This is a genomic window from Candidatus Marsarchaeota archaeon (assembly GCA_023473665.1).
Lineage (GTDB): Archaea > Micrarchaeota > Micrarchaeia > Micrarchaeales > Micrarchaeaceae > JAMCYM01.
The window spans coordinates 158,246-171,820 of sequence record JAMCYM010000002.1; the positions used below are offsets into that span (position 1 = coordinate 158,246).

Below are 13,575 nucleotides of genomic sequence, written 5' to 3' on the forward strand. Positions count from 1 at the left end.
TCAGCTCAGCGATACGTTTACCTTTGCGTAGAGCGGCAATCCCTGCGCGTAGAGCTGCTGCACCTGCTGCTGTGTAAGCGATGTGTTGTAAACCTGTATACCCGCAATCTTTCCATTGAAATAATACGGCGTTCCACCGCAACTGGTGTCCGAGCATTTACCAATATCGGCCGGATCAGAGGCGGGAAGAGTTGTAGATAGCGATAAACCAGTTGCAACTGTCTGTGGTACGCCATCTATGTATGCAGTCACAGTGCCTGAGGTATATGTGTAACCAACTAAATACCATTTTTTCGGTGCCAGCGTCGATGTAGTACAATAGTTCGGTCCGTAGTTCGAGAAGCACACGACTCCGCCACTTCCAAGATGGAGTGACGACCATTCATTACTTATGGTGCTTCCGTAGGAATATATTATTTCAAAGGTCGATGGAACTGAAGGGGTTTCTACCCATGCAAAAACAGATCTTGCTGAGTTTCCGGTAGGCAAGTTGGTATCTCCAGTAGATATATACCCAGAGTTGCTGAGGTTTGCGACCGGAATATCCTGTAGCGATGAAGAGACGGTCTGCATATTGCTATACGTGACACTGGTCGCAGTGCCACCGTTTGCATATATTGAATAATCATTGGCATTGCCGTCAAGCGGCCACCATCCCACAAGCCCGGTATTGCTGAGCGGCATGGCAGTGATGCCTGCTGAATATTGCTGCGCTATCTGCTGGGCCGTGAGCGATGTGTTGTAGACCTGCACGTTCGATATTATGCCGTTCCAGTCATCGAAGCCGGCCAGGTTGCCTATCCTGAACAGCTTTGATGGGATATAATAGATCAGCTGGGAATCGGGCACGCTGCCGCTGAGCTTGCCGTTTATGAATATGCTCGCATTGGTGCCATTGTAAGTGCCAACCACATAGTACCATTTGCCGAGCTGCAACGGAGTGCTGTTGGTGCGAACGGCTACTGTGCTGTTGTACGTGCCGAACGTCATCTCCCCTATGGAGTTGCCAGTCATTGAAAGGTAGTACGAGCCATCGCTAGCTGTCGCCTGCACTCCAGCCACGAACATCCATGGCGTGTCAGAATTGGCCTCGACCCAAGCACCCACAGTAAGGTGCGTTGGCTTGAGCACGGGGCTGCTGCTCACGTTTATGTAGCTCCCTAGCGTACCAGTATAGGTCCCAGCGCCCTGGCCGTTGAACTCCGCTGCCTGGAATGCGGATGTGTTCGCAAACGGCGCCCAAGACGGGCTCACGAACGTGCCATTATTTCCATTGCCGCTCATGTCGTGTGCCACGCTGCCATAGCCTTCGTCAAGCGGCCACCATCCAACAAGATGCGACTGCAGGCTGTTCGCCGAGCTGAAGGCGTTGATTGTCACGTTGGCCATGCCTATGGGCGAGTTAGACGTCACGAACACGGTTGCATTTCCAGCAGGGTCGGTAACAGATGATAAATCTGATGTGTTGCTCGTAACGCTAAGAGAGCCAAAGCTCGGAGCAGCCCCAATCAGAGTGTTTGTGCTATCTGCTGCGCTGCCCGTGCTGGCATGCACATTCACCTGTGCCACGTTGCTGTAATTCACGTAATTTGGCACGCCATTATTTCCATTGCCGCTGTAGTCGTTCGCGTTGCCGTCAAGAGGCCACCACCCCACCAGTCCTGCATTGCTTATCGGCGTTCCGGATATGCCCTCCTGGTAAAGCTGCGAAACCTGCGCCTGCGAGAGTGCGGTACTGTAAATTTGTACGTTAGCGATAGATCCGTTGAAATATCTATCCCACCTGCCTATCCCATTCATGTCAGGAAGCCCTATACACCCTATATAATTTGCGCCACCTGGATAATCGACTCCATTTATATATCCTGTGGGGTGACCATTGCTCAGTACAAGTGCGGTAAATATCCATCTACCTTTAAAGGACTGAGACACACCCCATGAATTTCCCGTCGATGTGTTTCTTAGTTCAAATCTAAGTGAGCCATCGTTATACTCAATGTCATCCCAACCACCGCCGTAAAGGCCTACAACACCTCCTTCGGATCCTGACGATACCATTCCAGAATCATACGACCACGCTGCTAGGGTTACATTACACATGACATTGTTTGAAAATGGAGAAGGGGGGATCACTACGCTGCTCTGCCCATTGAACTGCGCCGCTTTCGTTTCAGCTATGACTTCTGTGCTGAGCTGCCTGGCGTATGTTGCAGGATTCGGTGGCTGTGCGTCTATGTAAACCACTCCATTTTCGTTTGCCACCTTGAGCAATCCTGTATATGCCGGCACGCTGTAAACCGTTATGCCGTTGTACGCGCTTGAGATGGTGCCGTTTATCAGCAGGTTTCTTGCAGAGCTGTACGCTATGGCTGTGATCAACGTCTTGCCCACAGTCTCGTTCGCTATCACTGCTCCGTCAGATGTTATGAACAGGTTGTATGGCTGGAGCGAGCTTGCCACAGGCATGCTCAGCGTGGCGTTGTAGCCGCTCCCTGCCACGAGCGCCTGGTCTATGTAGCTGGATATGTCCTGCGCCACGAGCTGCATCGATGCGTATTGCTGCGCATTGAGCGTCGTGGATCTCTGCAAGGCGACGAGCCCGAACAGCACAAGGAACAATACAAGCACGAACGAGTATACTATTATGAACTCGAAGGCGATCTGGCCCTTGCTCCGTCGCCCCCTGGCCTGCCCCAGCATCAAATCCATTGTTATTAGATGAAAAGCATAATAAAGTTGTCGGGCTGCGTCTAACTAAGTATCTTATGCATCTCCCCATGTCAGAAAATATAGGTTTCCAATGCACGCCAGAGCAATCCACTCCTACCTTCTAAAGTTGGATAGATCGTCCAGCATGTTTCAATAAAAATTGACATTTCCGAAATAAAATAGAAAACTATTTATATGTTATGCTTGCTAAATATCCCGTATGGCCATAAGGATAGTCATAAGGTCTGTCGAGAAGCCGACCATCAAGAAGCCAGAGGACCTGATAGACTGGTTCTGCGAGGTCTTCGGCATAGGCACCGAGAGCGGTGCGGCCGACGCCGAGGAGCGCATATTCAAGGCGTTTGCATATGCGGCGTTCGAGAACAAAGGTTTATCAAGCTCGGACCCCAGCTTAAGGCAGGGCCTTGCAAGGAGCACAGTTATATACCATCTCAACAGGCTCATCAGCATGGGTCTGATAACGAAGCAGGGCCGCAAGTACCACCTGCGCGCCAACGAGATGTCGAAGGTGATAGAGGAGCTGGAGTATGACATCAACAGGGAGATGATGCGAATGCTCGATGCTGCGCACGAGTTCGACAGGCTGATGCTGCGCCAGCGCAGGACGCGCAGTCCACGGGCCAAGATAAGCAAGGAGAGGTGATTGTATTGGCAGATAAAAAAGATAATGATGCAAATGGAGCCAAGAACGGACAGGAAGGAGGGAAGCCAAATACCAAAGAGCCAACTGTGACCAAGCAGGAGTACGACGAGCTCAAGGAGCGCATGCTGCGCATCGCGGCAGAGTTCGACAACTACAAGAAGCGCACAAAGGCCGACATAGACAATGCCAAGGGCATCGGCAAGGCAGAGGTAATAAAGGGCATACTGCCAGTTCTTGACGAGTTCGAGCTCGCCATGATGGCAGTAAGCAATGCGGAGCCCACGCTTGCGAAGGGCGTTGAGATGGTGTTCTCCAATCTTGTTGAGGCGCTGGCAAGGGAAGGGCTCAAGGCCATAGAAACAGACGGCATGTACGACCCGTACAAGCACGAGATCGTGCTGGCCATGGAGAGCGACAAGAAGCCAGGCACCATATTGCAGGTGACCAAGAAGGGCTACACGGTGAACGGCATAATGATACGGCCGGCTTCGGTCATAATCGCGGTCGGCAGCGAGGCCAAGGAAGGCATCGAAGAGAAAGATGATATTAACAAAAACAACAAGGGCGAATAAAATGAGCAAGATAATTGGAGTGGATTTAGGCACATCTAATAGCGCAGCGGCAGTGCTTGAGGGCGGACGCCCGTCAATAATCCCGAGCGCGGAGGGAACGTCGCTCTACGGCAAGGCGTTTCCGAGCTACGTGGCATTCACGAAGGACGGCCAGCGCCTGATAGGCGAGCCGGCCAGGCGGCAGGCCGTGGCGAACCCTACCGGCACTGTAACTGCATTCAAGCGCAAGATGGGCACAGACTACGTGTACAGCATATACGGCAAGGACTACAAGCCGCAGGAACTGTCGGCAATGCTGCTGCAGAAGATCAAGAAAGATGCAGAGACATTCCTGGGTGAGGAGGTCAAGCAGGCGGTCATAACAGTGCCTGCTTACTTCAACGACAACCAGCGCCAGGCCACGAAAGATGCGGGCGCAATCGCGGGCCTAGAGGTCGTCAGGCTGGTCAACGAGCCTACCGCGGCATGCCTGGCGTACGGCCTCGACAAGTCCGACAAGGAGATGAAGATACTGGTGTACGACCTCGGCGGAGGCACGCTCGACGTCACCATCATGGAGTTCGGAAAGGGCGTGTTCGAGGTGAAGAGCACGAGCGGCGACACGCAACTAGGCGGCACTGACATGGATAATCTCATAGTAGAGTTTCTGGTGGGCGAGGTGAGCAAGCTTGGCGTTGACGTGAGGAAGGACCCGCAGGCCATGCAGAGGCTGCGCGAGGCAGGCGAGAAGGCGAAGATCGAGCTCTCAACGGTCATGTCAAGCGAGATAAACCTGCCGTTCATAGCGCAGAAATCAGGGCAGCCTGTGCATTTCACTTATTCGCTCACAAGGGCGAAGCTCGAGAGCATAGTGCTGCCAATAGTAGAGCGCTCCGCCAAGCCGGTGATGCAGGCGCTCAAGGATGCGAAGATGGAGCCCAACGGTCTGGACAAGACAATACTGATAGGCGGCCCGACGCGCATGCCGATAGTGCAGCGCTACATAGAGCAGCTGCTCGGCAAGAAGATAGAGCGCGGCGTAGACCCGATGGAAGCAGTGGCTCTCGGCGCTGCTGTACAGGCAGGGGTGCTGACAGGCGAGGTCAAGGACATACTGCTGCTTGACGTGACGCCGCTCACCCTTGCGATCGAGACCCTTGGTGGCGTAGCCACGCCGATGATAGAGCGCAACACTACAATACCGATAAAGAAGACGCAGATATTCACCACAGCCGAAGACTTTCAGACCAGCGTGCCGATACACGTAACGCAGGGCGAGCGTACGCTCGCCAAGGACAACATAGACCTTGGCAGGTTCACACTGACAGATTTGCCGCCGGCGCGGAGGGGCACGCCGCAGATAGAGGTGACGTTCGACATAGACGCCAACGGCATACTCCACGTTACGGCCAAGGACAAGGGCACAGGCAAGAGCCAGAGCATGGACATAGTGGCGCCGCACAAGATGGACAAGAAGGACATAGAGGCCAAGATGGAGGACGCGAAGAAGTACGAAGAAGCAGACAAGAAGATCCGCGAGCAGGTCGAGGCCAGAAACGACGCGGAGTCGCTCATATACACGGCAGAGCACACCCTTGACGAGTATAAGGACAAGGTGACCAAGGAAGACAAGGAACGCGTAGAGAAGGCGAAGGACGCGCTCGCTGCTGCTGCGAAGACCGACGACATAGAGGGCATAAGGTCGAAGATAGAGGAGCTGAAGCAGGTGCTGGGCGAGGTCGGCGGCAAGTTCTATAAGGGCCAGCCTGGCGAGGGCGCCGAGCAAGGCGCTCCCGGTCCTGGCTCGAGCCCAGACCCTGACGAAGGTGCGCCGGGGCCTGAGGACAGCAGCGCTACAGATGCCGATTTCAAGGTAGAGAAGTGAGGTAAGCCCGCATGGCAAAAGACTACTACGACATACTGGGCGTAAAGAAGAGCGCCTCCGCTGACGAGATAAAGGGCGCCTACCGCGCTCTGGCCATGAAGTACCATCCGGACAAGAACAAGGACCCTGGCGCAGAAGAGAAGTTCAAGGAGGTTAATGAAGCCTATGCCGTGCTGAGCGATCCGGAAAAGCGCAGGCAGTACGACGCATATGGCCCTGATGTGTTCAACCAGCGCTTCACCGAAGAAGACATTTTCCGCGGCTTCGACTTCGACCAGGTCTTCAGGAGCATGGGCTTCAATGTCGGAAATATGTCAGGCTTCGGCAACATAGACGACATGTTCAGTAGCTTATTCGGTATGCAGACGCGCCAAGGCCGCGCGAATGACATGGGCACAGACATATTGGCGCGCGTGAGCGCGAGCCTGCGCGATGCTGCGCACGGCACCACAAAGCGCGTCTCTGTAAGGCACATCAAGGTGTGCCCGAGATGCGCTGGCACAGGCGCAGAGCCCGGTTCCAGCATAGTGAGGTGCGACAGGTGCGGAGGCACCGGCCAGCTGAAGGCCACAAGGCGCACGCCCTTCGGGATGATGCAGACGATAAGCGCCTGCCCCAAGTGCGGGGGTGCGGGCCGGGTGCCTGAGAAGGTGTGCAGGACGTGCTCAGGAACAGGCCGCGTGCAGGGCGAGGACAAGATAGATGTCACCATACCGAGAGGCATAAGCTCGGGCCAGAGGCTGCGCGTCAAGGGCATGGGCGACTACGGCTCAGACCGGCATGGCAACCTCTACATTGACGTTATCGTAGAAGACGATCCGAACCTCGAACGCGTCGGCGATGACCTCCACGCGCAGGTTGACGTACCATTCTACATCGCTATGCTGGGCGGCGAGGTGGAGGTGCCGACGATAGACGGCAGCGAGCCTCTGCGCATAGAGCCCGGGGCACAGAACGGCGATAAGATACCAATGAGAGGCAGGGGCATGCCGCATTTCGAGCGTCAGGGCAGCGGAGACGAGATCGTTGAGGTAAGCATAAGCGTGCCAAGAAAGCTGACGAAGGAGCAGCGCGACCTCATGGAGAAGTTCGCCAACGAGCAACCGGACGATGGCCAGCAAGGCCGCGGCAAGAAGAGGAAGTTCGGCATGTTCTGAGAGCGCTTCTTTTTGATTGGCAATGCAAACGTTTAATAATATTATCATGATTACCGGTGGGCCGTGATGTGCTTGATGATCTAGTCAGGAAAGCAAGACTCATAGGTGCTCCTGGGAAGTACAACTACATTCTAGTATCAAAGGCAGGTTTCAATAAAGAATGCAGGGATGCTGCAGCGAGTTATAGCACAGTACTGCTAGACCTGAATGACATCAAAGAGCTGTTCGATGCTGCCGGATGAATGCCGCTCTGAGTCACAGCCATGTAGAAAACTACTCTTATCATCTTCACTTCAATCTTATCGAATCGAGGTTCATTGGCGCCCTGCTGTCCGCGTGCGCCACCCTTCCCAGCGTCCTTGCCAAGTCCTCGCACTTCTGCTCCTCCCCATGCATGGTAAATATGCTCTTTGGCCTGACGTTGAGCTTCTCCACGAAGCTTATGAGCTGGCGCCTGTCGCTGTGGCCCGAGAAGCCCTCGACAGTCTTGATCCCCATGTTCACCTTTACCGGCATGAGCTTGCCGTCCTCGTCAGGCAGTGGAACCTCGCTGGTGCCGTTCTGCAGGCGCCTGCCGAGCGAGTTGCTGCTGTTGTAGCCCACGAAGACAAGCGTGTTCTTCGGGTCTTCGGCCAGGCGCCTGAAATATTCCACGCTCGCGCCTCCGTTCATCATGCCCCCGCTCGCGAGTATTATCGCTGGCCCCTTCTCAAACACCTGCTCGCGCTCGCCCTTCACCACCTCGAACAGCTCGCTCTCGAATGGGCTCCTGTTGTTCAGTATGCGGCTCCTGAGCCCCTCCTTCAGGTACTCTGGATAGGCAGTGTGTATAGCGCTGGCATCGAGTATCATGCCGTCCAGATAGACCGGCACGTCGAGCTTGTATTGGCTGTTCTCTCCCATCATGTAGCTCTCCAGAACGAGCTGGAGCTCCTGGCTCCTGCCCACCGCGAATAGCGGTATTAGCACCTTGCCCCCGTTGCCTATGGTGCGCCCTATGGTCTCCATCAGCGCATTTTCCGCATCGTGCCTGTTCGGCGTTATGTCGTTCGGGCCACCGTACGTGCTCTCTATGAACAGCGCGTCCATCCGCGGGAAGCGTGTGTTGGCAGGGTCAAATAATCGCGTGAAGCCGTACTTCATGTCGCCGGTGTGCACTATGTTGTACATGCCTTCTCCGACATGCAGGTGCACAAGCGCGCTGCCGAGTATGTGGCCCGCGTTGTGGTACGTGAGCTTCAGCTCGTCTGTTATGTTGGTCACCTCGCTGTAGTCGCGCGTGACCATGTGCATGAGCATCTTCCTCACGTCCTTTTCGTCGTAGAGCGGCGTACCCCCGCTCCTCTGCACGAGCTTTATGTAGTCGTTGAGCAGCAGCGCGGCGAGGTCTCGCGTGGGCGGCGTGCAGTAGACCGGGCCGTCGTAGCCGTACTTGAAAAGGTAGGGTATGAAGCCCATGTGGTCCATGTGGCCGTGCGTCAGCACCACCGCATCAAGCTCGTTTATCGAGAAGTTGGCGCTGTCTAAGTAAGGGAAGGCCTTGTTCGTCTCGCCGCCGGCATTTGCGTCGAGTCCCTTCACGCCCGGCTCCGGGCTTATGCCGCAGTCTATTATCACCTTCGAGTGCGGCGTTTCGAGTAGCAATGAGCTCCTGCCGACCTCGCGGAAGCCGCCGAGGGCCGTCGCCTTGAGCCACTCGCTCTTGAGTATAACCTTGTTGATGTTCTGCCCCACCCTATGCAAGAACTTCTTCCTGAAGTCGCTTTCGTTGTACAGGAGCTGGCGCACTCCGCGTATCGTGTCGCTGTTCATGGTGGGCGTGCGCAGAACCTTCGGCACCCAGCCTGTCTTTATCGCTATCTCTTTGAGGGTGCTGCCGCCCTTGCCTATAACTAAGCCTGGCTTGAGCGCCTCTATCAGCACCTCGCTGAAATCTGCCACGAACCGTATGTTGCTAGTCACGGCTTCCTTCGGCACTATGGCGTTTATGACCTCGAGCGCCTTCTCGGGCTCCATGAGCGCGGAGCTGTCGCTCCTCACGACGAGCTTCTTCTTTATGGCCCCGGCTATGCTCCTTATTACCGTCTCGTCGCTGTATACCGCTGCTATCTTCTTGACCGTGACGACTATGTCAGGGCCTTCGAAGTCCGCCTTGACGAAGCCTGCCTCCTTCGGAAGCAGCTCCTCGATCTTGCCGAAGAGCTCCCCGTTGCGGAGCTTCGTCTGGTCTTCCTTGTCTTGTGGCTTGTCCTCCAATGAATCACTGGCGTTTAAGCTATATGTAAAAAATCCCTAGAGTGCTATGCCTGCGAAGTACGCAAAGTCAAGGTCGAAACATAAATGCGGCTCTACTTGGCCTGGCTGAGTATCTTGTCAAGGTCCTTGCCCGTGTATTCCTCGTAGCCCGCCTTGGTTATGGCGGCTATGGTTATGGTGTTGCCCGTTGCGGAGTCGCGCTTCATGGCGATGTTGAGGGCCCTATACGTGCCCCTTATTGCCTCCTTCGTCGTTATGCCCGGCTTGTACATGTCCTCCAGATAGCCGAGCGCCGTCAGCGAGCCGCTCCCTGTGCTTGTGAACTTGGTTTCCTCAGAGTAGCCTCCTGCCGCATCGAGATTGTAGAGCTGGCCACCCTCGCCGTCAACCCCTCCGACTATGAGCTGGACGTAGAAAGGCAGCATCTTGTTCTCCTGCAGTATGACAGAGAGCAGAGTCGCGGCGCTCCTCGGCGACAGCGGCCTGTTCTCATTCATCTTGTAGATCTCGTTCTGTATCTTAAGTATGCGTATCAGCTCCTGCGCGTCACCCACCAGGCCTGCTATGGTCATGCCAAGATTGTCGTCTATCTTCCATACCTTCCTGGCCTCGGTGCTCGCTATGAACGTGTCCATGGTTGCGCGCGAATCCGCGCCGATTACTACGCCGTCAGTACACACTATGCCAACGGTCGTCGTGCCCTTCATGTACCTCTTAACATCTCTCTCACTCATATCCGTCGCCATTTAAACCACTCGAACAGCTGAAGCATTACTGCACACGTGCAATGCAGCAACGTCGCCCTCCTTGCCGGGTAAATTTCCGGCTTGAATAAAAATAAACCAACAAACCGCTAGCACTATTGCCATGCTTAAGTATAAAAGTCTTGCGCTCGCTCAGAGCTCGACCACGCTGCCGTTGCCGATGAACTGCCGTTTCGCGTCGCTGAGCTCGGCATAGCCGAAGGTCCTGTGCAGCTTGGTTATCCTGACCCTATAGCTGTTGCCTATGCGGGTCTTCGCGTTCTTTATGAAAATCACGAAGTCCCCTGCCTTGCCAATGCCTTCGCCGCGGGCACCCTTCGCGTCCACCTTCAGGTCGTATTCCATTCCTTCCGCTATATCCTCTGGCGTCACGCTCATCTACTCCACCTTGTCGCCGGTTTCCCTAGGCCTTCAACAACCCTACTGGCCCTACTTTTCCTCTCCCAACCCTGGGCGCACCAGCTTCAAATGTATTTTCTGCGCTGCCTATTTAAAGTTATTCTGCAGATTCGGCATCATTTGGCATTTGTCTAACAGGCCGGTGCGCTTTTAAGCGGTTCCCTTTTTTCTCCTGCCTTTCACTACAACTTTCGGCGTCCTCATCACGACGTAAAGCGCGGCAGCGCTAGCTGCCGCCAGCACTCCCATGACTATCAAAGAATCCGCCCTGTAGGAATAGATCCTGGCCAACTCTGTCGCCGCCCTCTCATGCGCCTCATCCAAGTAAAAGTACGCCGCGCTCGCGTTTGCCGCATATTCTGATTTAGCGTTCGCCAGCGCGCTGTACGCGCCGGTCAGGTTGGGATAGAATATTATGTATGAGCTCTGGTTCACCATGCCTATGTACTTGAGCGTGGCGTTGAAGCTGGAGCTGAAGTTCGCAGGCGCATTGCCGGGCAGCGTGAAGTTGTATGCAAAGGCGGCGCTGAAGAGGTATGCCGCAAATACAAGAGGGAGCAGCAAACGCCCTAGCATGCAGTCACAGGTTCACGTCCAGATTGAGCTGCTCCTTCAGCTCCCTGTACCTGTTCCTTATCGTCACTTCAGTCACGCCTGCCACGTCAGCCACCTCCTTCTGCGTGCGCCGCTCGCCCGCAAGCGCGCCTGCTATGTACACAGCAGCGGCGCTTACGCCTGTCGGGCTCCTGCCCGACACGAGCCCCTTGCGCATCGCGTTCCTGAGCAGGCCGACGGCCTTCTCCTGCGCCTCGCCGCTCAGCTTAAGGGCGTTGACGTACCTTGGCACGTAGCTTACCGGATCGGTAAGCGGTATCTTCAGGCCGAGCTCGTGGGATATGGCCCTGTAGGCCCTGCCTATCTCCTTCTTCGGCAGCCCGGATATGTTCGCTATCTCGTCGAGCGTCCTTGGCATGCCGGCCTTCCTGCACGCAGCGTAGATTACCGCCTGCACCACGGTCTCGATCGGCCTGCCCCTTATAAGGTTGTTCTGCACGCATTTCCTGTAGAGCAAAGCGGCATTCTCCCTTATGTTCTCCGGCAGTCCGAGATAGCTGGAGACGCGGTTCAGCTCTGGCAATGCTATGAGATAGTTCCTCTCGCTCGAGCTCGCTATGCTCGCGCGCTTGTGCCACTTGCGCATCCTGTAGAGCTGCGCCTGCCTCTTTGACGGTATGCGCACGCCGCGTATGTCCTTGTTGTACAGGTCTATCTCAGTCACAAGGCCTTTGTTAGGCCTCGTGTACTTCATCGGCGCGCCGGTGCGCGCCCTTGCATTGCGCTGGTCCGTGTCGAACGCCCTCCATTCCGGGCCGGTGTCAGTCACGTTCTCCTCTATTACAAGGCCACAGTTGTTACAGACTACCTCTCCGCGCTCGCTGTCGAATATAAGATCAGTGCTCCCGCAGCTCGGGCACACTTTAGGATTTGCGCTAGCCACATTCATGGCGTGCTGGGCCGCATGCTGCGCCTCGTCGTGCGTCAGCTCCAGCTCACCAGGCCTGGGCCTTGGCGCAGCGTCAGCTATGCTTATCTTGTTGTCCGTGAGTACTATGCGCCTCGGGGCTTCACTGCCGGTAGCAGGCTTCTCCTTGCCCTTCGCACTACGCGCGGCGGCCTTCCTGTGTACGTTTTGCTTCTTCTTCGTAGCCATGGTATCGCTCTATACCCATCGCTAATTCGCTTCACGCGGATAAGCAATAGGTTTATATTCCTTTCTAAAAACAGGCAGTAGATTAGTGCAGGAAAAGATATTTAAAGCTTGCGGTAGGGGAAATTTGAAAATTGTCGCTGATCCCATGCAATGTTTCTCGGTTTTGTGGGCGTATGCGCAGTCATTGCAGTTTACATCGGTACGCACGGATTGGTTGCAAGTGCTAAATCAAGAATCGAACGATTAGGCCAATGGGCAAAGCAGGAAAAGCGCGCGTTGCCCCCATTAAAGATTACCGGAAGCGCCAACGTCGTGGAGAAGATTCCAGGCATGCCCCAAAGGCGCACATTTTTAAAGTTTGATTTGCAAAGGCAACCAGGTGATCAAATGAAGGTTTCAGACATCTACAGCATGGACATATATAGCGACAACGGCCAGTACCTGGGCGAGGTGCGCGACGCTATAATCGATCTTGAGAAGGGCGAGGTCAGCAGGCTCCTGATGGAGGAGTGGAAGAACGCCAGCGAGGACGAGACCCGGAAGGTACTCCAGCAGAAGAGCATACTGTTCAAGAACATAAAGAACATAGGCGACGTGGTGCTCGTGTCTGCCGCAGGCCCGACGGCGAAAGCGCAAAGTTCGAGCGTCGAGGTATCCGACCTAGCAAGCAGGTAGCCAAATAACTTTTTTCTTTTGCCCTACTTCAGCACCTGCGGCAGCTTTATGCCGCGCTGCCCGGAATAAAAGCCGGAATACCTACTGCCGGTCTTGCTGTCGAGCTTCTCGAATATTATGTGCGCGAACCTCTGCTTCGGCCTCAGCAGTATCGAGTAGGGCGCGTTGTTCACTACCTCTAGCGTTATTGTGCCCCTGAAGCCCGCATCTATTATGGTCGGAGGCATGGACAGCCCGTGCCTGGCCCATGTGCTCCTGAGCTCCACGAAGCCCGCTATGTCGTCAGGCATCTCCAGGTATTCGTGGGTCGAAAGCAGAACCTGCTCGTGTGGGCCTATAACAATACCGTCCTTGCCCTTCTCTATCCTGTACGCCATGGCTATATGCTCTTCGTTTGCAGGATCGAGGACGAAACCCTCATTGCCGGGCTGGTGCCTCGCCACCTCGCTCGTTATGCGGCAGTCGATGCCGTTCTCGCGCACTATCTCCCTCGCGAACGGTTTTATCACGAGCCTCTTCGTGCGCAGCATGTTCAGTATGTCCACGTCAGACAGTATCATGCAACCCCCAGGTATCTTATTCTGCAAGCTATAAAAGGATTGAGCTGCAATAGGAACGCAGCGCTCCCTTCGTCCAGCCCGGCCAAGGACACGAGGCTTTCAACCTCGGAACTCGGGTTCAAATCCCGAAGGGAGCATGGCATTAACTAGAGTGCTGCTTCTCGAAGAGCGCATGACTCTAAGTCCTGTAGCCCTCGCTATCTATTGCAAAAGTATTTATATATTAACATTTAGTTAATTTACG

At 55.0% G+C, this 13,575-nt stretch carries 13 protein-coding genes and 1 tRNA gene; 7 read left to right on the forward strand and 7 right to left on the reverse strand.

Annotation, left to right across the window (positions count from 1 at the left end):
* Complete coding sequence (locus tag M1158_01535) at nucleotides 1-2,700, reverse strand: LamG domain-containing protein (GenBank protein MCL5099784.1); 2,700 nt, start codon at nucleotides 2,698-2,700, stop codon at nucleotides 1-3.
* 229 nt (nucleotides 2,701-2,929) lie between these two features.
* Between M1158_01535 and M1158_01540 the strand changes: the two genes are divergently transcribed.
* The 5 genes from M1158_01540 to M1158_01560 all read left to right on the forward strand — a co-directional run bounded on the left by M1158_01540 (nucleotide 2,930) and on the right by M1158_01560 (nucleotide 7,208).
* Nucleotides 2,930-3,373 (forward strand): winged helix-turn-helix domain-containing protein, encoded by a 444-nt coding sequence (locus tag M1158_01540; protein ID MCL5099785.1) that lies wholly within the window; start codon nucleotides 2,930-2,932, stop codon nucleotides 3,371-3,373.
* 5 nt (nucleotides 3,374-3,378) lie between these two features.
* Complete coding sequence (locus tag M1158_01545) at nucleotides 3,379-3,945, forward strand: nucleotide exchange factor GrpE (protein ID MCL5099786.1); 567 nt, start codon at nucleotides 3,379-3,381, stop codon at nucleotides 3,943-3,945.
* A gap of 1 nt (nucleotide 3,946) precedes the next feature.
* A complete protein-coding gene (dnaK, locus tag M1158_01550; protein MCL5099787.1) occupies nucleotides 3,947-5,809 on the forward strand; it encodes a molecular chaperone DnaK in 1,863 nt (620 codons plus the stop codon).
* 11 nt (nucleotides 5,810-5,820) lie between these two features.
* Nucleotides 5,821-6,966, forward strand: a complete 1,146-nt coding sequence (gene dnaJ / locus M1158_01555; protein MCL5099788.1) for a molecular chaperone DnaJ — start codon at nucleotides 5,821-5,823, stop codon at nucleotides 6,964-6,966.
* Between the two features lie 68 nt (nucleotides 6,967-7,034).
* Complete coding sequence (locus tag M1158_01560) at nucleotides 7,035-7,208, forward strand: hypothetical protein (protein ID MCL5099789.1); 174 nt, start codon at nucleotides 7,035-7,037, stop codon at nucleotides 7,206-7,208.
* 46 nt (nucleotides 7,209-7,254) lie between these two features.
* Here the strand turns inward: M1158_01560 and M1158_01565 are convergent, their stop codons facing one another.
* The 5 genes from M1158_01565 to M1158_01585 form a co-directional block, all read right to left on the reverse strand.
* Complete coding sequence (locus M1158_01565) at nucleotides 7,255-9,222, reverse strand: beta-CASP ribonuclease aCPSF1 (protein ID MCL5099790.1); 1,968 nt, start codon at nucleotides 9,220-9,222, stop codon at nucleotides 7,255-7,257.
* A 92-nt stretch (nucleotides 9,223-9,314) separates the two neighbouring features.
* A complete protein-coding gene (gene psmB, locus M1158_01570) occupies nucleotides 9,315-9,956 on the reverse strand; it encodes an archaeal proteasome endopeptidase complex subunit beta (GenBank protein MCL5099791.1) in 642 nt (213 codons plus the stop codon).
* A gap of 162 nt (nucleotides 9,957-10,118) precedes the next feature.
* The gene (locus M1158_01575) at nucleotides 10,119-10,364 is read right to left on the reverse strand and encodes a TRAM domain-containing protein (protein MCL5099792.1); all 246 of its coding nucleotides are present in this window, start codon (nucleotides 10,362-10,364) and stop codon (nucleotides 10,119-10,121) included.
* Nucleotides 10,365-10,535: 171 nt separating this feature from the next.
* Complete coding sequence (locus M1158_01580) at nucleotides 10,536-10,961, reverse strand: hypothetical protein (GenBank protein MCL5099793.1); 426 nt, start codon at nucleotides 10,959-10,961, stop codon at nucleotides 10,536-10,538.
* Nucleotides 10,962-10,965: 4 nt separating this feature from the next.
* Nucleotides 10,966-11,889, reverse strand: coding sequence for a transcription initiation factor IIB (locus M1158_01585; GenBank protein ID MCL5099794.1), 924 nt, complete (start codon nucleotides 11,887-11,889; stop codon nucleotides 10,966-10,968).
* 594 nt (nucleotides 11,890-12,483) lie between these two features.
* On the opposite strand from M1158_01585, the gene M1158_01590 reads away from it, so the two are divergent.
* Nucleotides 12,484-12,771, forward strand: coding sequence for a PRC-barrel domain-containing protein (locus tag M1158_01590; GenBank protein ID MCL5099795.1), 288 nt, complete (start codon nucleotides 12,484-12,486; stop codon nucleotides 12,769-12,771).
* Between the two features lie 23 nt (nucleotides 12,772-12,794).
* On the opposite strand, the gene dcd is transcribed toward M1158_01590, so the two are convergent.
* Complete coding sequence (gene dcd / locus M1158_01595; protein ID MCL5099796.1) at nucleotides 12,795-13,331, reverse strand: dCTP deaminase; 537 nt, start codon at nucleotides 13,329-13,331, stop codon at nucleotides 12,795-12,797.
* A gap of 62 nt (nucleotides 13,332-13,393) precedes the next feature.
* Here dcd and M1158_01600 point away from each other — a divergent pair.
* Nucleotides 13,394-13,468, forward strand: a tRNA-Glu gene (locus M1158_01600).
* The last annotated feature ends 107 nt before the right edge of the window (nucleotides 13,469-13,575 follow it).